The 14754-nt window shown below is 70.2% G+C and carries 18 protein-coding genes and 1 tRNA gene; 12 read left to right on the top strand and 7 right to left on the bottom strand.

Annotation, left to right across the window (positions count from 1 at the left end):
- Positions 1–11 precede the first annotated feature (11 nt).
- Positions 12–320, bottom strand: a complete 309-nt coding sequence (locus tag PSC72_RS13480; RefSeq protein ID WP_274321925.1) for a hypothetical protein — start codon at positions 318–320, stop codon at positions 12–14.
- A gap of 153 nt (positions 321–473) precedes the next feature.
- Between PSC72_RS13480 and PSC72_RS13475 the strand changes: the two genes are divergently transcribed.
- Positions 474–2162, top strand: coding sequence for a histidine kinase N-terminal 7TM domain-containing protein (locus PSC72_RS13475; RefSeq protein ID WP_274321924.1), 1689 nt, complete (start codon positions 474–476; stop codon positions 2160–2162).
- 36 nt (positions 2163–2198) lie between these two features.
- Here PSC72_RS13475 and PSC72_RS13470 read toward each other — a convergent pair whose 3' ends face one another.
- The 5 genes from PSC72_RS13470 to PSC72_RS13450 all read right to left on the bottom strand — a co-directional run bounded on the left by PSC72_RS13470 (position 2199) and on the right by PSC72_RS13450 (position 4968).
- A complete protein-coding gene (locus PSC72_RS13470; protein ID WP_274321923.1) occupies positions 2199–2738 on the bottom strand; it encodes a hypothetical protein in 540 nt (179 codons plus the stop codon).
- Between the two features lie 81 nt (positions 2739–2819).
- Entirely contained in the window at positions 2820–3467 is a 648-nt protein-coding gene (hisH, locus tag PSC72_RS13465; protein WP_274321922.1) for an imidazole glycerol phosphate synthase subunit HisH, read from the bottom strand.
- A 99-nt stretch (positions 3468–3566) separates the two neighbouring features.
- Positions 3567–4160 (bottom strand): uracil-DNA glycosylase, encoded by a 594-nt coding sequence (locus tag PSC72_RS13460; protein ID WP_274321921.1) that lies wholly within the window; start codon positions 4158–4160, stop codon positions 3567–3569.
- 59 nt (positions 4161–4219) lie between these two features.
- Positions 4220–4792: an endonuclease dU gene (locus PSC72_RS13455; protein WP_274321920.1), complete on the bottom strand. Its 573-nt coding sequence runs from the start codon at positions 4790–4792 to the stop codon at positions 4220–4222.
- Positions 4789–4968, bottom strand: a complete 180-nt coding sequence (locus tag PSC72_RS13450) for a DUF5786 family protein (protein ID WP_274321919.1) — start codon at positions 4966–4968, stop codon at positions 4789–4791. Before PSC72_RS13450 ends, PSC72_RS13455 begins: the two co-directional genes overlap by 4 nt.
- 611 nt (positions 4969–5579) lie before the next feature.
- Between PSC72_RS13450 and PSC72_RS13445 the strand changes: the two genes are divergently transcribed.
- Complete coding sequence (locus tag PSC72_RS13445) at positions 5580–5993, top strand: hypothetical protein (RefSeq protein ID WP_274321918.1); 414 nt, start codon at positions 5580–5582, stop codon at positions 5991–5993.
- 42 nt (positions 5994–6035) lie between these two features.
- Here PSC72_RS13445 and PSC72_RS13440 read toward each other — a convergent pair whose 3' ends face one another.
- Entirely contained in the window at positions 6036–6623 is a 588-nt protein-coding gene (locus PSC72_RS13440) for a hypothetical protein (RefSeq protein ID WP_274321917.1), read from the bottom strand.
- A 159-nt stretch (positions 6624–6782) separates the two neighbouring features.
- Here PSC72_RS13440 and PSC72_RS13435 point away from each other — a divergent pair, with 159 nt between their 5' ends.
- The 10 genes from PSC72_RS13435 to PSC72_RS13390 all read left to right on the top strand — a co-directional run bounded on the left by PSC72_RS13435 (position 6783) and on the right by PSC72_RS13390 (position 14525).
- Entirely contained in the window at positions 6783–8093 is a 1311-nt protein-coding gene (locus tag PSC72_RS13435) for a nickel pincer cofactor-dependent isomerase, group 22 (protein ID WP_274321916.1), read from the top strand.
- Between the two features lie 141 nt (positions 8094–8234).
- On the top strand, positions 8235–9650 hold the full coding sequence (locus PSC72_RS13430) for an APC family permease (RefSeq protein WP_274321915.1): 1416 nt from the start codon (positions 8235–8237) through the stop codon (positions 9648–9650).
- Positions 9647–10351, top strand: coding sequence for a universal stress protein (locus PSC72_RS13425; protein WP_274321914.1), 705 nt, complete (start codon positions 9647–9649; stop codon positions 10349–10351). Before PSC72_RS13430 ends, PSC72_RS13425 begins: the two co-directional genes overlap by 4 nt.
- Positions 10352–10485: 134 nt before the next feature.
- The gene (locus PSC72_RS13420; protein ID WP_274326176.1) at positions 10486–11688 is read left to right on the top strand and encodes an inorganic phosphate transporter; all 1203 of its coding nucleotides are present in this window, start codon (positions 10486–10488) and stop codon (positions 11686–11688) included.
- A gap of 433 nt (positions 11689–12121) precedes the next feature.
- Positions 12122–12463: a glutaredoxin family protein gene (locus tag PSC72_RS13415; RefSeq protein WP_274321913.1), complete on the top strand. Its 342-nt coding sequence runs from the start codon at positions 12122–12124 to the stop codon at positions 12461–12463.
- A gap of 109 nt (positions 12464–12572) precedes the next feature.
- Entirely contained in the window at positions 12573–13091 is a 519-nt protein-coding gene (locus PSC72_RS13410) for a DUF2243 domain-containing protein (protein WP_274321912.1), read from the top strand.
- Between the two features lie 71 nt (positions 13092–13162).
- Positions 13163–13648 (top strand): hypothetical protein, encoded by a 486-nt coding sequence (locus PSC72_RS13405; RefSeq protein ID WP_274321911.1) that lies wholly within the window; start codon positions 13163–13165, stop codon positions 13646–13648.
- A gap of 78 nt (positions 13649–13726) precedes the next feature.
- A complete protein-coding gene (locus PSC72_RS13400; RefSeq protein ID WP_274321910.1) occupies positions 13727–14104 on the top strand; it encodes a RidA family protein in 378 nt (125 codons plus the stop codon).
- Positions 14104–14379 (top strand): hypothetical protein, encoded by a 276-nt coding sequence (locus tag PSC72_RS13395; protein WP_274321909.1) that lies wholly within the window; start codon positions 14104–14106, stop codon positions 14377–14379. Before PSC72_RS13400 ends, PSC72_RS13395 begins: the two co-directional genes overlap by 1 nt.
- A 65-nt stretch (positions 14380–14444) precedes the next feature.
- A tRNA-Ser gene (locus tag PSC72_RS13390) sits at positions 14445–14525 on the top strand.
- Positions 14526–14754 lie beyond the last annotated feature (229 nt).

Raw genomic sequence — 14754 nt, 5'->3', positions numbered from 1 at the left:
TCCACCGATCGTTACAGTTCGGAGACCGTCGCCGTCTCCATCGTGCCGTCGCGTTCTTCCCGCGTCACCTGAAGACGGATCCCCTGCTGCGTGTCGCTCTCCTCGATCACGTCGACCACCTTCTGCGTCGCTTTCGGGTCGAGTAGCGTCAGGCGGTCGTCCTCGGTGACGAGTCCGTACCCGCTCTCGACACAGTGGCCCATGAGGGCGCACTCTTTCGAGTGGATCCGGGCCTTCTCGAGCAGTTCGTTCCGGGGGTTCTTTCGGATGCACGCGACGTCGATGGCGTATCCTTCGATAGATTCGGTACTGGTGTCCATCTCGGGTTCCCGTACGGGCCCACCACGTTTGGACGTTTCACCGCGGCCGGTGGCAGTCCTCCTCACGGAGCAATGCTAAATTCGCAGATCGAACCGAACACCGCGAGTATCCAGCACCCAAACCCCGAAGTAGTTGTATTCGCTGTACTACCCATGGCACCCGTGCCGTTGCCGGCGGCGGCCTCGTTCGCGGCCGCGGGCGGAACCCTCCTCTTGATCCGGTACCTCTGGCGGTACCGCGACAAACCGGGCGCGGACTGGTTCCTCGCGAGTCTGGGATTCCAGACGGTCTGGAGCGTCGCCTACGGGGTCGCGCTGCTCACGTTCGCCGAACCGGTGCGCTGGGCGCTGGAAGTCCTCTCCTGGGCGGCGATGGCCGGGACGGGCGTCTACTTCCTGGCGTTCGCGCTGGCGTACACGGGCCGCGGAACCCCCGTCGATCGATGGTGGCGAGCCATCGCCGCCTTCCCGCTGCTGATCGGGCTGATCGGGGCGACGAACCCGCTCCACGGGCTGGCGTGGACCGACTTCACGGTCGTCCCGGTCGCGGGGATGGCGGGGGCGACCTACGACATGCGGCTGTGGGCGGTCGTCGCCGCGACGGCCGGCGTCTCGCTGATCACCGTCGGGAGCCTCGTGCTGTTCGACACGGTCGTCAGCTACGGGCCGCTCTACCGCCGCGAGGCGGTCGCGGTGGGGCTGAGTACGATCCCGCCGGTGGTCGCGGTGTTCGGCTGGCTCTACGGCGCGGGGCCGATCCCGGAGGTGAACCTCGCGACGGCCGCGTTCGTCCCGCACGTCGCCCTCGACGCGTACGCGTTCGTCGGGAGCGACATGTTCGAGTTCCACCCGGCGACGCGGCGGGCGGGCGAGCGGGCGGCGATCGACGACCTCGGCGCACCGGTGGTGATCGTCGACGAACGACGGCGGGTCGTCACGCTCAACGGCGCGGCGGAGGCGGCGTTCGGCGTGGAGAAGGAAGCGGCGCTGACGCGGCCGCTCGGCGCACTGCTCAGCGAGGAGCGCGCCGACCCGACCGGCGTCGACCCGATCGGCGGCGACGACGTCGTGACGGTCCGCGACGGCGGGCGCCGGCGGGTCTACGCGGTGACGGCGACGCCCCTCTCGGACGCGGGCGGGACCCACGTCGGCCACACCGTCGTCTTCCAGGACGTGACCGACGAGCGCCGGCGCGAGCAGCGCCTCGACGTCCTCAACCGCGTCCTCCGTCACAACCTCCGCAACGACGTGACGGTCGTGCAGGGGTTCACCGAGGCGGCGGCCGAGCGCGTCGACGACGACGAGATCCAGTCGATGCTCGACCGTGCGGCCTCGAAAGCCACCGATCTGGCGGCGCTCGGGGAGAAAGCGCGGACGGTCGAGCGCGTCGTCGACAGCGACCCGCGCTCGGAGCGAGTCGCCGTCGCCGACCTGCTCGCGGAGGTCCGGGACGAGCACGTCGACGGGAGCGGAGACGCGACGGTGACGGTCGACGCGGCCGACGTGGCGGTCACGACCGATCCCGCGGTCCTGCAGGTCGTCGTCGGGGCCCTGCTGGAGAACGCGCTCGAACACGCCGGCGCGGCCCCGACGGTCGAACTCTCGGCCGAGCGGCGGGACGGTGCGGTCGCGGTGGTCGTCGCCGACGACGGGCCGGGCGTGCCCGACCACGAACTCGCCGTGCTCACCGCGGGCGCGGAGTCGGCGCTGGAACACGGGTCGGGGCTGGGTCTCTGGGTGGCCGACTGGGGCGCGACGGCGCTCGGCGGCGACCTCTCCATCGACGCGGCCGGCGGGACCACCGCGACGGTCGCCGTGCCCGACGGGGGCCGCGACCGGTAGCGGGTCGGCGAGTCGTCCCGGCGAGGAGGGCCGGACTCAGAGCCGGTCTTCGAGGACGGCACCGAACCCTGCCGCGCCGATACAGATCGCGACGAGGCCGCCGATCCCAGTGAGGACGAGGCCGCCGTTCATCGCCGCGGCGACGAGGAGGGCCGTCGTCCAGTCGTCCCCGTCGCGGTCGACGAGTCGGTCGGCGATCGCGAGGAAGGCGACGGACGCGCCGACAGCCCAGACGACGTACGCGACGAGGACGAGCGGGATCGCGACGACGATACCGACGAACGAGATGACGAGGAGGAACGTCACAAGTGCGAGGGCGATCAGGACGAAAATTCCGTAGACGAACGACCCGACGGGGTCGTCCAGCACGGCGGCCATCCGGTCTTCGAGGAACTCGGGAGCGACGGCGACGAGGATGGCGCCGACGATCAGCGTCGTCAAAAAGGAGCCGACGGCGCTCCCGACGACGTTGGCGACCGGATCGAGGTCCACGTTCACGTCGATCTGGAGGGCGAGCGACGAGAGATCGACCTGCAGTGCCAGCGTCGAGAGGTCGGCGACGGCGGGGGAAAACATACTGCGAACGGTCGACGGACGGCCTTAAGAAGCCACCGACGAGCCGAATCGGCGGCCGGAGCCCGATCAGACCGGCCGTCGTCACCGCTCGACGCAGACGTCCACGAAGTTGCGCAGGATCCGCAGACCCGTCTCGCCGGACTTCTCGGGGTGGAACTGGGTACCGAAGACGTTGCCGCGCTCGTTGGCGACGATGGAGGCGAAGTCCGTCCCGTAGTCGGTCGTCGCGACGACCGCGTCGGCGTCGTCGGGTTCGGCGTAGTAGGAGTGGACGAAGTAGGCGTACTGGCCGTCGACGCCCTCGACGAGCGGGTGGTCGCGCCGGACGTCGAGTTCGTTCCAGCCCATGTGGGGAACCTTCAGGTCGCCGCGGAAGCGGACGTTCCGGCCGGGGACGAGGTCGAGTCCCTGGACGCTCCCCTGCCCCTCGCGCTCGGCTTCTTCGCTGGTCGTGAGGAGCATCTGCATGCCGAGGCAGATGCCGAAGAGGGGCGTGCCCGCCTCGGCCTGCTCGACCAGGGCGTCGCGGAAGGGGCCGGCGTTGTCCATCCCCTCGGAGAAGGCGCCGACGCCCGGGAGGACGATCCCGTCGGCGGTATCGAAGTCGGCGGGGTCGTCGCTGAGTTCGATGGAGGCGCCCGCGCGTTCGAGGCCGCGCGTGACGCTCCGGAGGTTCCCCAGCCCGTAGTCGACCACGACGACCTCGGCCGCGGTCTGTCGCGTGCTCATGCTCGGGGCTACGAACACCGCGGACAAGTCCCTTTCCGTCCGGGCGAAGCCTGCGGCTCGCGCTGACGGCTGTCCTGTCGGTGCGCGGACCCGCTCGGCTCAGAAGTCGCCGATGCGCGACTGGCCGCTGGTCTCGTCGGTGAACTCGGCGGCCCGCTCCAGCGTCGACGCGAACGTGTCGCGCTGGGAGGGGTCGTACAGCGTCGCCGCGGGGTGGACGCAGATCAGGACCCGCCGGCGCTCGCTCCCGAGTTCGGCCTCGACCACGTCGCCGGCCTCGTTCGTGACGCCGACGTCGCGTTCGAGCAGGTGTTCGGCGGGCACCTTGCCGAGCGTGACGACGACCTCGGGGTCGATCCGGTCGATCTCGGTTTCGAGGTACCCCCGGCAGTTCGCGAGTTCGTCGTCGGTGGGGTCGCGGTTGTCGGGCGGACGACACCGGACGCAGTTGGTGATGCGCACATCGCCGCGGTCCAGGCCGGCGTCGCGGAGGCCGTCGTCGAGCACGTCACCGCTGCGGCCGACGAACGGCTCGCCCTGTTCGTCCTCGTACTGCCCGGGGGCCTCGCCGACGAACAGCAGGTCCGCGTCCGCGGGCCCGGTGCCGTTGACGATGCGGCTGCGGCACTCGACGAGCGTCGGACACCGCTCGCAGGCGGTCACTTCGAGGCCGTCTATCGCGCCGTCGCTCATGCCTCCCCGTCCACCGGGCAGGCCTATAACCGGGTCGGTCCCCGCCCGGTAGCGGGGGGTCAGGCCGACCCCGCATCGCCGTCGCCGAACCGCTCGTCGGCGGCGCGGGCGGCCAGGCGCGCGACCCGGAGCGGTTCCGGCCGGCCGCCCTCGGGGGTGAACGCCCGGACCACGTCGGCGGCCTCGTCGCCGTCGAGCCCCGCCGCGCGCACGTACACCGTCTCGTCGCCGACGGTCACGGGCCGGCGGTCGGGCTGTCGGCGGTAGACCGCCAGGCGCTCGTCGAGGGCGTCGCCGTCGAAGGCGTCGCGGAGCGCGGACTCCAGCCCCTCGCTCTCCTCGAAGCTGACCGAGAGGACCGGCCGGTCGACGCACTCGCGGATCGCCGGCAGGTCGAAGAGGTTGAACCACGCGGGCGCGATGCCCGCGAGAAGCACGTACCGCACGTCCTCGCGGTCGAGGCTATCGACCAGCGAGGCGACCGTTTCGCTGGCGTCGGTGCCGCCCACCGCGCAGGTGTCGAACGCGAACCCGTCGACGACCCGACTCGCGCGGACGACGGCGCCCGCCAGCGTGCTGTGCTGCCCTCGGTACGATTCGGCTACGCCGAGGGCGCGGACCCCTGGCTTCACGTGTTGTCTTTGATGTCCTCCAGGCGGTCCAACAGCTCGTCGTTCGAGGCGTCGAACTCGTAGGACACGTCTCCGTCGTGTGTGTTTTCTGCCGTGTTGACTCCGTCCTCGTCTTCGAGGTCGGCGTCAAGCTCCTGGTTCTCTTGTTCTGATTCGTCGTAGCTCCCGAACCCCATACGAGTAATCATAACACGGTGATCGTGAAAAATCATACGCCCCCAGGGGAGTAATCCGCAATTAACTGATCGAACATCGGATACCGGTGGGTGTAGGAGTATATTATCGAAAACCACTGAGTAACACGAACGTTAATCAAGATACCCGTCGGATAACTGTACGCCCGTGTGCGAAGATATCACACCGAAGACCGGTCGACCGGGTCGCAGTGATCCGGGTATTTCGGACACCACGCCGTCTGTACGGGGGAGTAATCGGTCCCTACGGGTGAGGGCGAGCCGGTATTGACAACACGACAACTAGTGCGCCGTTCGAAACCGCGCTCGGAGCGACCGCAGTGGCGATCACCTCGCCCCACAGTTCGGGCCGCCGACCGGCCCGGAGGGTATGACAGAAGTGTGCCCTGTCGACTCCCGATCAGGTCCGCGGTCCGGTCGGTCGCGACGAGCGCTCGCCGCCGGCACACTGGGTCCGTGACCGTCGTCCGGTCACCGGTGAAATCTCGATAATCGCCGATTCAGCGGCCGAAGCGCACGGTTCTTCCCACGAGAGCGGTTCCGAGAGTGTTCGGTTCGGTGACCTTTTCCGCTCCCCGATCGTAGCGGGCAGTATGACGCGAGCAACTCGTCATCGAGCCCTCTCGCTCGCCTTCGGTGTCGTCACCGGGGCGGGACTCTGGCGGCTCGGCACCGATCCCGTCCTCACGATTGCGGCCGGGCTCTCGGTACTCGTCCTGGGCCTGGTCGGCGGGCGACTCGTGCGCGACCGCCCGGACTACACCAGCGCCGGCGGTAGCTGGCGCGACAACAGGTGGAGCGCCGCCGGCCAGGTGTTCGTCATGCTGGTCGCGTTCCAGGCCGTCTTCGCCGTCCCGGTCTCGCTGGCGAATCAGGTCGGACTCCACGTCGTCGTCCTCGCCACGTTCATGATCGGGTACTTCCTCGGCGGACTCGACGCGCTGGAGCGCGATTCGCCCGAGTCGGGCGGCGGACAGGTCGACGCCGCCGTCTCCGCGGACGACTGATCGGCCGGGCGCAGTCAGGGGACGGCGTTCCGACCGCGCCCCTCACCCGCTACTCAGGTCCTCGGACGTGCGCTCGGGGAGGTAGATGTGGGCTTCCGGGCTCTGGTCGCCGTCCTCGACGACGTCGTCGCGCTCGCGCGCCTCGTTGATGACCGTGTTCGCGTCGCGGCGGTCCATCCCACCGACGAGCATGAGCGCCTCGACGACGGCCTTCTCCGGGACGCCCCCGCCGGGGCCGCCCAGCGCGAGGTCGTCGAGGTAGTCGGGGTCCTCGTCCAGCATGAACTCGACCACCTCGCGCGCGTCGGTCGACTCGCCGAGGCGCTCGTGCCACGCCGCCGGATACAGGCTGATGCGGTGGTCGTCGACGCCCTCCCCGATGTCGTAGTACACCCCGCCTTCCCACCAGTCGCCGTCGGTCGTGTTCTCGTCGACGTGGGCGAGGAAGTCCTCCGCGTCGAAGGCGTAGTCGTCGCGCGCTTCGAGTTCCGCGGCGTAGGCCTCGATCGTCTCCCGTTCGACGCCGGCCCCCCGGTGGTAGCGCTCGATCAGTTCGACCAGGTCGCGAGCGCCCATCGACTCCCCCTCCTTGACGGCCTCGTCGACGACCGCCTGGTTCAGTTCGCTCATGCGATCGGTTAGGCCGTCAGGCGAATAAATTGCAGGCCGGCGGCTCCGGCGGCCGACGGATACGCTCAACTGTCTGCGTGCGCATGACGGTAGCATGGACCGACCGACAGCCGGCGCGACGGGGGCTGGCTCTCCGGCCCCGACCCCGGGAGGCAGTCCGTGAACGTCGACTTCCCGGACGCGGAGGTGCTGGCCGACGCGAACGACTACACGGTCGACGACCTCCCCGAGTTCGCCGTCGCCCGCCGGGAGCGCGAACCGGAGTCCGTCGCGGACGTCGCCGAAGCGGCCCGCGAGGCAGTCGATGCTATCGGTGGCCTCGCCGACCTCGCGGCGGGCGCGTCGGTCGCAGTGACGGCCGGCAGTCGCGGCATTCGCGACGTATCCACTGTCCTCGCGGCCGCGGTCGAGCGCCTGCGGGAACGGGGGTTCGAGCCGTTCGTCGTCCCGGCGATGGGGAGCCACGGCGGCGCGACGGCGGAGGGACAGCGCGAGACGCTCGCGGCGCTCGGGATGACACCCGAGACGCTCGGCTGTGAGATCCGCTCGTCGATGGCCGTCGAGGCCGTCGGCGAGGACGACCTGGGCCGGCCGGTCTACGCCGCTCGCGACGCGCTGGATGCCGACGCGGTCCTGCTCGCCAACCGCGTCAAACCGCACACCGACTTCCGCGGCGACGTCGAGAGCGGCCTCGCGAAGATGGCGGTGATCGGCCTCGGCAAACACCGCGGCGCCGAGTCGCTGCACAACGCGGCCATCGCGACGGACTTCGCCGACGTGATCGCCGACCGCTACGAGATCCTGCGGGCGGAGACGCCCGTCGTCGGCGGCATCGCGCTCGTCGAGAACGCCGACCACCGCGCCGTCCGCGTCGAGGGGATCGACGCCTCCGACGTGCTCGACCGCGAACCGGAACTGCTGGATCTCGCCCGCGAGCACCTGGCCGAACTCCCCGTCGACGACCTCGACCTGCTCGTCGTCGACGAGACGGGCAAGGACAAGTCGGGCACCGGGATGGACACGAACGTCCTCGGTCGCTACGACTTCCACGGCGAGACCGAACCGGATTCGCCGTCGATCACCCGGGTCTACGCCCGGTCGCTGACGGCGCCCTCGCACGGCAACGCCGTCGGGATGGGCCTCGCCGACTTCGTCCACCGCGACCTCGTCGCCGACGTTGACTTCGAAGACACGTACGTCAACGTCGTCACCAGCGGCGAGCCCCGGCGGGCGAAACTCCCGTTCGTCGTGCCGGACGACGCCACCGCGCTCCTGCTGGCGTGTTCGACTACAGGCGTCGCCGACCCGGCCGACCTGCGGGTCGCGCGGATCCCGAGCACGATGGACCCCGACTCGCTGGTCGTCTCCGAACCGGTCGCCGCGGAACTGCGCGAGCGCGACGACGTGACCGTCGGCCCGCTGGCGCCGCTGGATCTCGCTGGGGGACGGTTCGACCCCGACCCGTACTGACGGTGCTGCCGTCACCATCGGGGGTCTGAACTGTCGCCGATCGGGGGTCTGAACTGTCGCCGATCGGCGGTCTGAACTGTCGCCGATCGGGGGTCTGAACCGTCGCCGGACATACGTGGGTGGCGACCCATCGTCCGTCTCGTGAGTACAGACGCGCCCGGCGGGGCGAACATCGAGGGCGAGACGCCCGTCGTCGAGGAGACGGTCGAGACCGACGAGGCGACGATCACCGACGACGCCGAGCTGGAGCGGACGCTCGGGCTGACCGGCGGCCTCGCCATCGGGATCGGGACGATGATCGGCGCGGGCATCTTCGTGTTCCCCGGGCTCGCGGCGGGCGAGGCCGGCCCGGCCGCGGCGGGATCCTTCGCCATCGGCGCGGTCGTCGCACTGCTGGTCGCGCTGCCGACCTCGGAACTCGCGACGGCGATGCCGAAAAGCGGCGGCGGCTACTACTTCATCTCCCGGGGCCTCGGCACGCTCGCGGGCACGGTCGTCGGGCTCTCGCTGTGGTTCGGGCTCGTGTTCGCGACAGCGTTCTACCTCGTCGGCTTCGGCTACTACGCCGTCGACACGCTCGCCGAGATCGGCGTCAGCGTCGGTGAGGGACTGGTCGTCCCCGTGGCCCTCCTCTTCGGCGCCGGCTTCACCGTCCTGAACGTCACGGGGACCGAGAACGCCGCGAAGCTCCAGAACGGCGTCGTCGCCCTGCTGCTGTCGATCCTCTCGGTGTTCCTGCTGTACGGCAGCCTGGACGCGGTCGGACTGGTCGGCGCGCCCAGCGCGCCCGAGCAGTTCATGCCGTTCGGCCCGTTCCCGGTGCTGACGACGGCCGCGCTCGTGTTCACCTCCTACCTCGGCTTCGCGCAGGTCGCGACGGTCGCCGGCGAGATGAAGCGGCCGGGGCGGAACCTCCCGCTGGCGATGGTCGGGTCGGTCGTCGTCGTCGGCGTCATGTACGTCGTGACGGTGTTCGTCGCGACGAGCGCGATACCCAGCGGCGAACTCGCCGAACTCGGCGAGACGGCCATGGTCGACGTGGGCCGCCACTACCTCGGCGCCGCGGGCGCGCTCGCCATCGTCTTCGGCGGCCTGCTGGCGACGATGTCCAGCGCCAACGCCTCGATCCTCAGCACCTCGCGGGCCATCTACGCCGTCTCCCGGGACGCCCTGCTCCCGCGGCGGGCCAGCCGGATCAACCTGAAGTACGGGACGCCCCACGTCGCGCTCGGGCTGGCCGGCGGCCCCGTCCTCGTGCTCGTCGCGACCGGGCAGGTGGCGGTCCTCGCGGAGGTCGCATCGTTCCTGCACCTGATCCTCTACGGGCTGATGTGCGTCGCGCTGATCGCGCTGCGCCGCGACGAACCCGAGTGGTACGACCCCGACTTCCGGACGCCCGGGTACCCGGCCGTCCCGATACTCGGCGCGCTGTCGAGCTTCGCGCTCATCGGCTTCATGCAGCCGGCGTCGCAGGTCATCGGGCTGGCGGTCATGCTCGCCAGCGCGGGCTGGTACTTCTATTACGCTCGCGACGTTAGTCTGCGGGGAGCGCTATGACCCGCGTCCTCGTGCCGCTGGCGATACTGGAGGGGGGAACCGTCCCGCCGGGGCTGATAGACCTCCTGGGGACCGTCGACGTGACCGTCCTCGGGTACCACGTCCTCCCTGAGCAGACCCCGCCCGACCAGGCGCGCCTCCAGTACGAGGACCGCGCCACCGAGGCGCTGGACGACGTGACCGCGGAGTTCGCGGCCGCGGGCGGCGCCGCCGACCACCGCCTCGTGTTCACCCACGACCGGGAGCAGACGGTCCGGCGCGTCGCGGCCGAGACCGGCGCCGACGCCTTCGCCATCGTCGGCGCGACGGGTCCGGTCGAGCGCCTGCTCGTCCCGGTGTCCGGCGACGTGGCCGTCGACCGCATCACCGACTTCGTCGCGGACCTGGTCGGTGACCGCGACGTCGGCGTGACGCTCTTCCTGGCGACCGACGGCGACGCAGACGAGGAGCGGACCGCGCTCGACGACGCCGCGGCCACGCTCCGCGACGCCGGCATCGACGTCGAGACGACGCTGGCGACCGGCGGCCCGTTCGAAGCGCTCGTCGACGCTGCGGCGGGCCACGACGCCGTCGTGATGGGCGAGCGGGCCCCCTCGTTCCGCTCGCTCGTCTTCGGCGAGGAGACCGACCGCGTGGCCGCCGAGACGGTCGGCCCGGTCCTCGTCGTCCGCCGGGGCGACGAGGGCGAGGGCGACGAGTAACCGGCGGGCGGTCCCGACCGGGCAGGACGCGTGGGCCGGACCGTCGCGTCGCTCGGCCGGCGCGAACGTTTATTCGCCCGCCGACACAACGTGCCCGCCATGGTCGCGTCGTCAGTCGACGGGGGGTCGTGAGCGTGGCGGGCGCCGGTTTCTGGGCGCTCGTCGTCCTCGCCACGGTGACGAGTCTGCTGACGGCGTGGGCGCTGGGCGCCAACAGCAACTCGCCGCCGTTCGCCCCCGCCATCGGCGCCAACGCCATCTCGACGATGCGAGCCGCGTTCCTCATCGGCATCCTCGCCGCACTCGGCGCGCTCACCCAGGGCGGCGCCATCTCCGAGACGGTCGGGGCGGGCCTCATCGACGGCGTCGCGATCACTTCGCTGGCGGCCACTGCCGGACTGCTCACCGCCAGCGCGTTCATGGCTTTCGGCGTCTACAGCGGCTATCCCGTCCCCGCCGCCTTCGCCACCACGGGCGCGATGGTCGGCGTCGGCCTCTCGCTCGGCGGCGACCCGGCCGTCGAGACGTACCGCCGGATCACCCTCTTCTGGATCCTCGTCCCCCCCGTTTCGGGTGGACTCGCCTACCTCACCGCCACGATCCTCCGCCGCGACGACATCCCCGAGACCGTCGGCGTCCCGGTCCTCGCGGCCGTCGTCGGCGCGATCATCGCCAACGTCCAGCTGGGGATCATCCCCTCGGGCCCCGAGGCCGAACAGAACTCCCTGGCGGGCTTCGCCGCGGACCTCGTCGACCTGCCCGCCGTCGCGACCGTCGAGCCGATGGTCGCCGTCGTGACGCTCGCGTTCGCCGCCCTGAGCTTCCAGTACATCCGCCGGCGGACCCAGCAGTCGGTCGACCGGGGGATCCGGACGTTCCTCGTCGTCCTCGGCAGCGTCGTCGCATTCTCCAGCGGCGGGAGCCAGGTCGGCCTCGCGACCGGCCCGCTCGAAAACCTCTACAGCGCCGAACTCGGTCTCCCGGGTATCGTCCTGCTCGCCATCGGCGCCGTCGGGATCCTCGGCGGGGCCTGGATGGGCGCGCCGCGGCTCCTCCAGGCGACCTCCCGGGAGTACGCCTCGCTGGGGATCCGCCGGTCCATCGCCGCGCTCGTCCCCGGGTTCATCATCGCCCAGGCCGCCATCGCGCTGGGCATCCCCATCTCGTTCAACAACATCATCATCTCCGGCGTCATCGGCGGCGGCCTCGCCGGCGGTTCGGCGGGCGTCTCCCGCCGGAAGATCGGTGTCACCCTCGCCTTCTGGATCATCACGCTCGTCGCCTCCATCGCCATCGGGTTCGGCCTCTACCGCGCGTTCGCCGCCGTGCTCGGGTGAGGACTGTATTTCGGTGCGATGATGTGTTGAACGAGCGTCGTGGCGCGCGCTGTCGCGGCCTCCGTGCCGCGACGAAGCGCGCGAGGGATGACTGAGCGAGCGTCGCGAGCGAAGGAATCGGTTGGGAGGCGTGAGGCTGTTTGCGGTTGCTGTGGCGGTGTAATGGCTGTCTTCCTGGCGGACTGAAAGGGCGAGGCGCGCTCGCGCCAACGGGGAGTCGTCTGAGTGGGCACTATCCGAGGGGGCGGAGCGACCGAGGATATCCCACTCAGCGACCGCGAGCGGGCCGAGGGCTTTCGACGCGTGCTGTCGACTGCAGTCGAAGTTATTGCGAGCGGGCCGAGGGCTTTCACGCCTTGCTGTCAGCAGCGGCAATCGCGACTCGGAGACGGTCGTCGCAAGAGGTATCCACGAGGGGCGCCAGCACACGGGTATGACGTTCGATCCCAACGAGAGCCTTCCCCAAGACGAGGTCGACGAGCGCGTGGACGAGGCCATCGAGAACAACGAGGTCGTGCTGTTCATGAAGGGGACGGAGATCATGCCCCAGTGCGGTTACTCCGACCGAGCGCTCACGCTCCTCAAGCAGTACCGCGAGGACGTCGAGGTGGTCGACACGCTCGAATCGCTCGACGAGTTCCGCGTCGCGCTCGAACGCCACAGCGGCCGGGAGACCATCCCGCAGACGTTCGTCGACGGCGAGTTCGTCGGCGGGAGCGACATCCTCAAACAGCTGGACGAGCGCGGCGACCTCGAACCGAAGCTGACCGCGTAAGCGCCGCCCGCACGTCGGATCTCGAACGCTGGTGACCCGGTTTCGGACGCCGGCGACGGGTTTCTGTCGCCGGCCGGGCGCTTTTCCGCGCCGTCCCCGTACCCGGCCCATGTCCGACCGATCGGGTAGCTGGCTCGGCGTCCCGCCCGATATCGCGCCGCTCGTCCGGGCCGGCGTCGTCCTCGGGGTCGGCGTCGGCGGCTTCTTCGACGGCATCGTGTTCCACCAGGTCCTCCAGTGGCACCACATGCTGTCGTCCCATCCCGACCCGAGCGTCGCCCGCGACCTGCCGCTGAACGTGCTCGCGGACGGCCTCTTTCACGTCGCGACGTACCTCTTCACCATCGCCGGCGTCGTGCTCCTCTGGCGGGCGTGGCGCGACCCGGCCGTTCCGCCGTCCGGGCGGGTGCTGTTCGGCGCGACGCTCCTCGGCTGGGGCGCGTTCAACCTGGTCGAGGGCGTCGTCGACCACCACGTACTCGCGATCCACCACGTCTACCCCGCCGGTCCCGGCCCCGTCGTTCTCTGGGACCTGGCGTACCTCGCGTGGGGCGCCCTGTTCGTCCTCGGCGGGTACGCCGTCGTCCGCCGCGCGGCCGCGCCGTCGCGCGACACAGCGCCAGCGTAGCGACCGCGGCGCCCGTCCACGGGAAACGTGTGAGTGACAAGCTACTTTCCGGCGTCGTTCGATCGCTCCGCATGGTCGCCGCCCTCCTCCCTCCAGCGCAGTCCGTCGTCAGCGGCGCGATCGAGACAATCTACGGCTTCACCTTCCTCCTCGCGGTGTTCGGCGCCGCGGGGCTCGGTCTGGCCGCGCTGTGGCTCCCCTTCCTCCTCTCCGGTCGCGTCCGGGAACTCTTCGAGGTCGGACCGACGGGTCACTGGGCGGCCAACTACGCCCTCGGGTTCGTGGCGCTGGCGACGGTCCACGTCTCCGCCCTGTTCGTGACGCTGACGAACGCGCCGACGGACGACGCCGTCGCCTCGATCGTCGTCTTCACCGGCCCGGCGATCGCCCTGGCGTGCTGGGCGACAGCGGCGTTCGCCCTCCCGTTCGCCGGCTACGAGTGGCTCGAAGACGCAGTCGCCACTCGACTCCTCCTCTTCGCCGGCGCCGTCTGGTACGCCGCCGTCACCACCGTCCCCCTGTTTATCGCGATGGTGTTCTACTACTTTCCGGGGTGAGCCGACGCGCCCGCGCTGGCGCCTGTACCGGCGGCCGCCCCACGGGATTTTAAGCCGGTCGCGGCCGCTCCTCCGAGTATGAAACGCATCGTCGACACCGACGCGGCGCCCGCCGCGGTGGGCGCGTACAGCCAGGCCACCGAGACCGACGACCTCGTGTTCACGGCGGGACAGATCCCGCTGACGCCCGACGGCGAACTCCTCGACGACGCCGACATCGACGTCCAGACCCAGCAGTCCCTGGAGAACGTCCGCGCCATTCTGGAGGAGGCCGGCGCGAGCATGGGCGACGTGCTGAAGGTCACGGTTTTCCTCGACGACATCGACGACTTCGAGGAGATGAACGACACCTACGAGTCGTTCTTCGACGACGAGCCGCCGGCCCGCAGCGCCGTCGGCGTCGACGAACTCCCCAAGGGCGTCGGCGTCGAGATTGAGGCCATCGCGACGAAGTGATGGCCGGCGACGAGTCACCGAGCGGCGACGAGGAGCCACGCCGACGCTCGACCGACGCTGAGCCCGCCCTCTCGCCGCAGGCCAAGTCCAGCCTGCTGTGGGGCCTCGTCGGCGGGCTCTCTTTCCTCGTGCTCGTCCAGGGGTACGAACTCGTCGCGGACCTGAGGGTCGGGTTCACCGTGAAGTTCCTCGTCGCGCTGGCGGTCGCCGTCGGCGCGGCGGGACTGTCCCACGTCACTCAGGACCGATTGCCGGCGCCCGACGAGGGCGAGTGAGCGGCGGCCGATCGCCGACGGAGAACGAAAGCCCTTAACCGACCGACTGCGGTATCTCCAACTGAGCCAGGATGGCCGAACGGTAAGGCGCACGCCTGGAAAGCGTGTTCCCTTTGGGATTCTGGGTTCAAATCCCAGTCCTGGCGCTTCTGACGCGAACAACTCCGGCGAGCACCTCCTGTGCTCGCCATCGTGAGCGTCGAACCGCTTCGACTGGGATTTGAACCCCTGGAAGTCGCAGCCCCGGAACGGCCGAGTGAAGCGAGGCCGCACGCCCGGAACGTCTTCCTCCGGTTCAAATCCCGAGAGACGCTTCGCGTCTCTCGGCGTTCGCGACCGCGAAGCGGTCGCTCACTTCCAGTCCTGGCGTACCAC

Source organism: Halosimplex aquaticum, assembly GCF_028747785.1.
Classification (GTDB): domain Archaea; phylum Halobacteriota; class Halobacteria; order Halobacteriales; family Haloarculaceae; genus Halosimplex; species Halosimplex aquaticum.
Note: the sequence above shows the minus strand (reverse complement) of the source record. Positions and strands in the feature narration are given on the sequence as shown.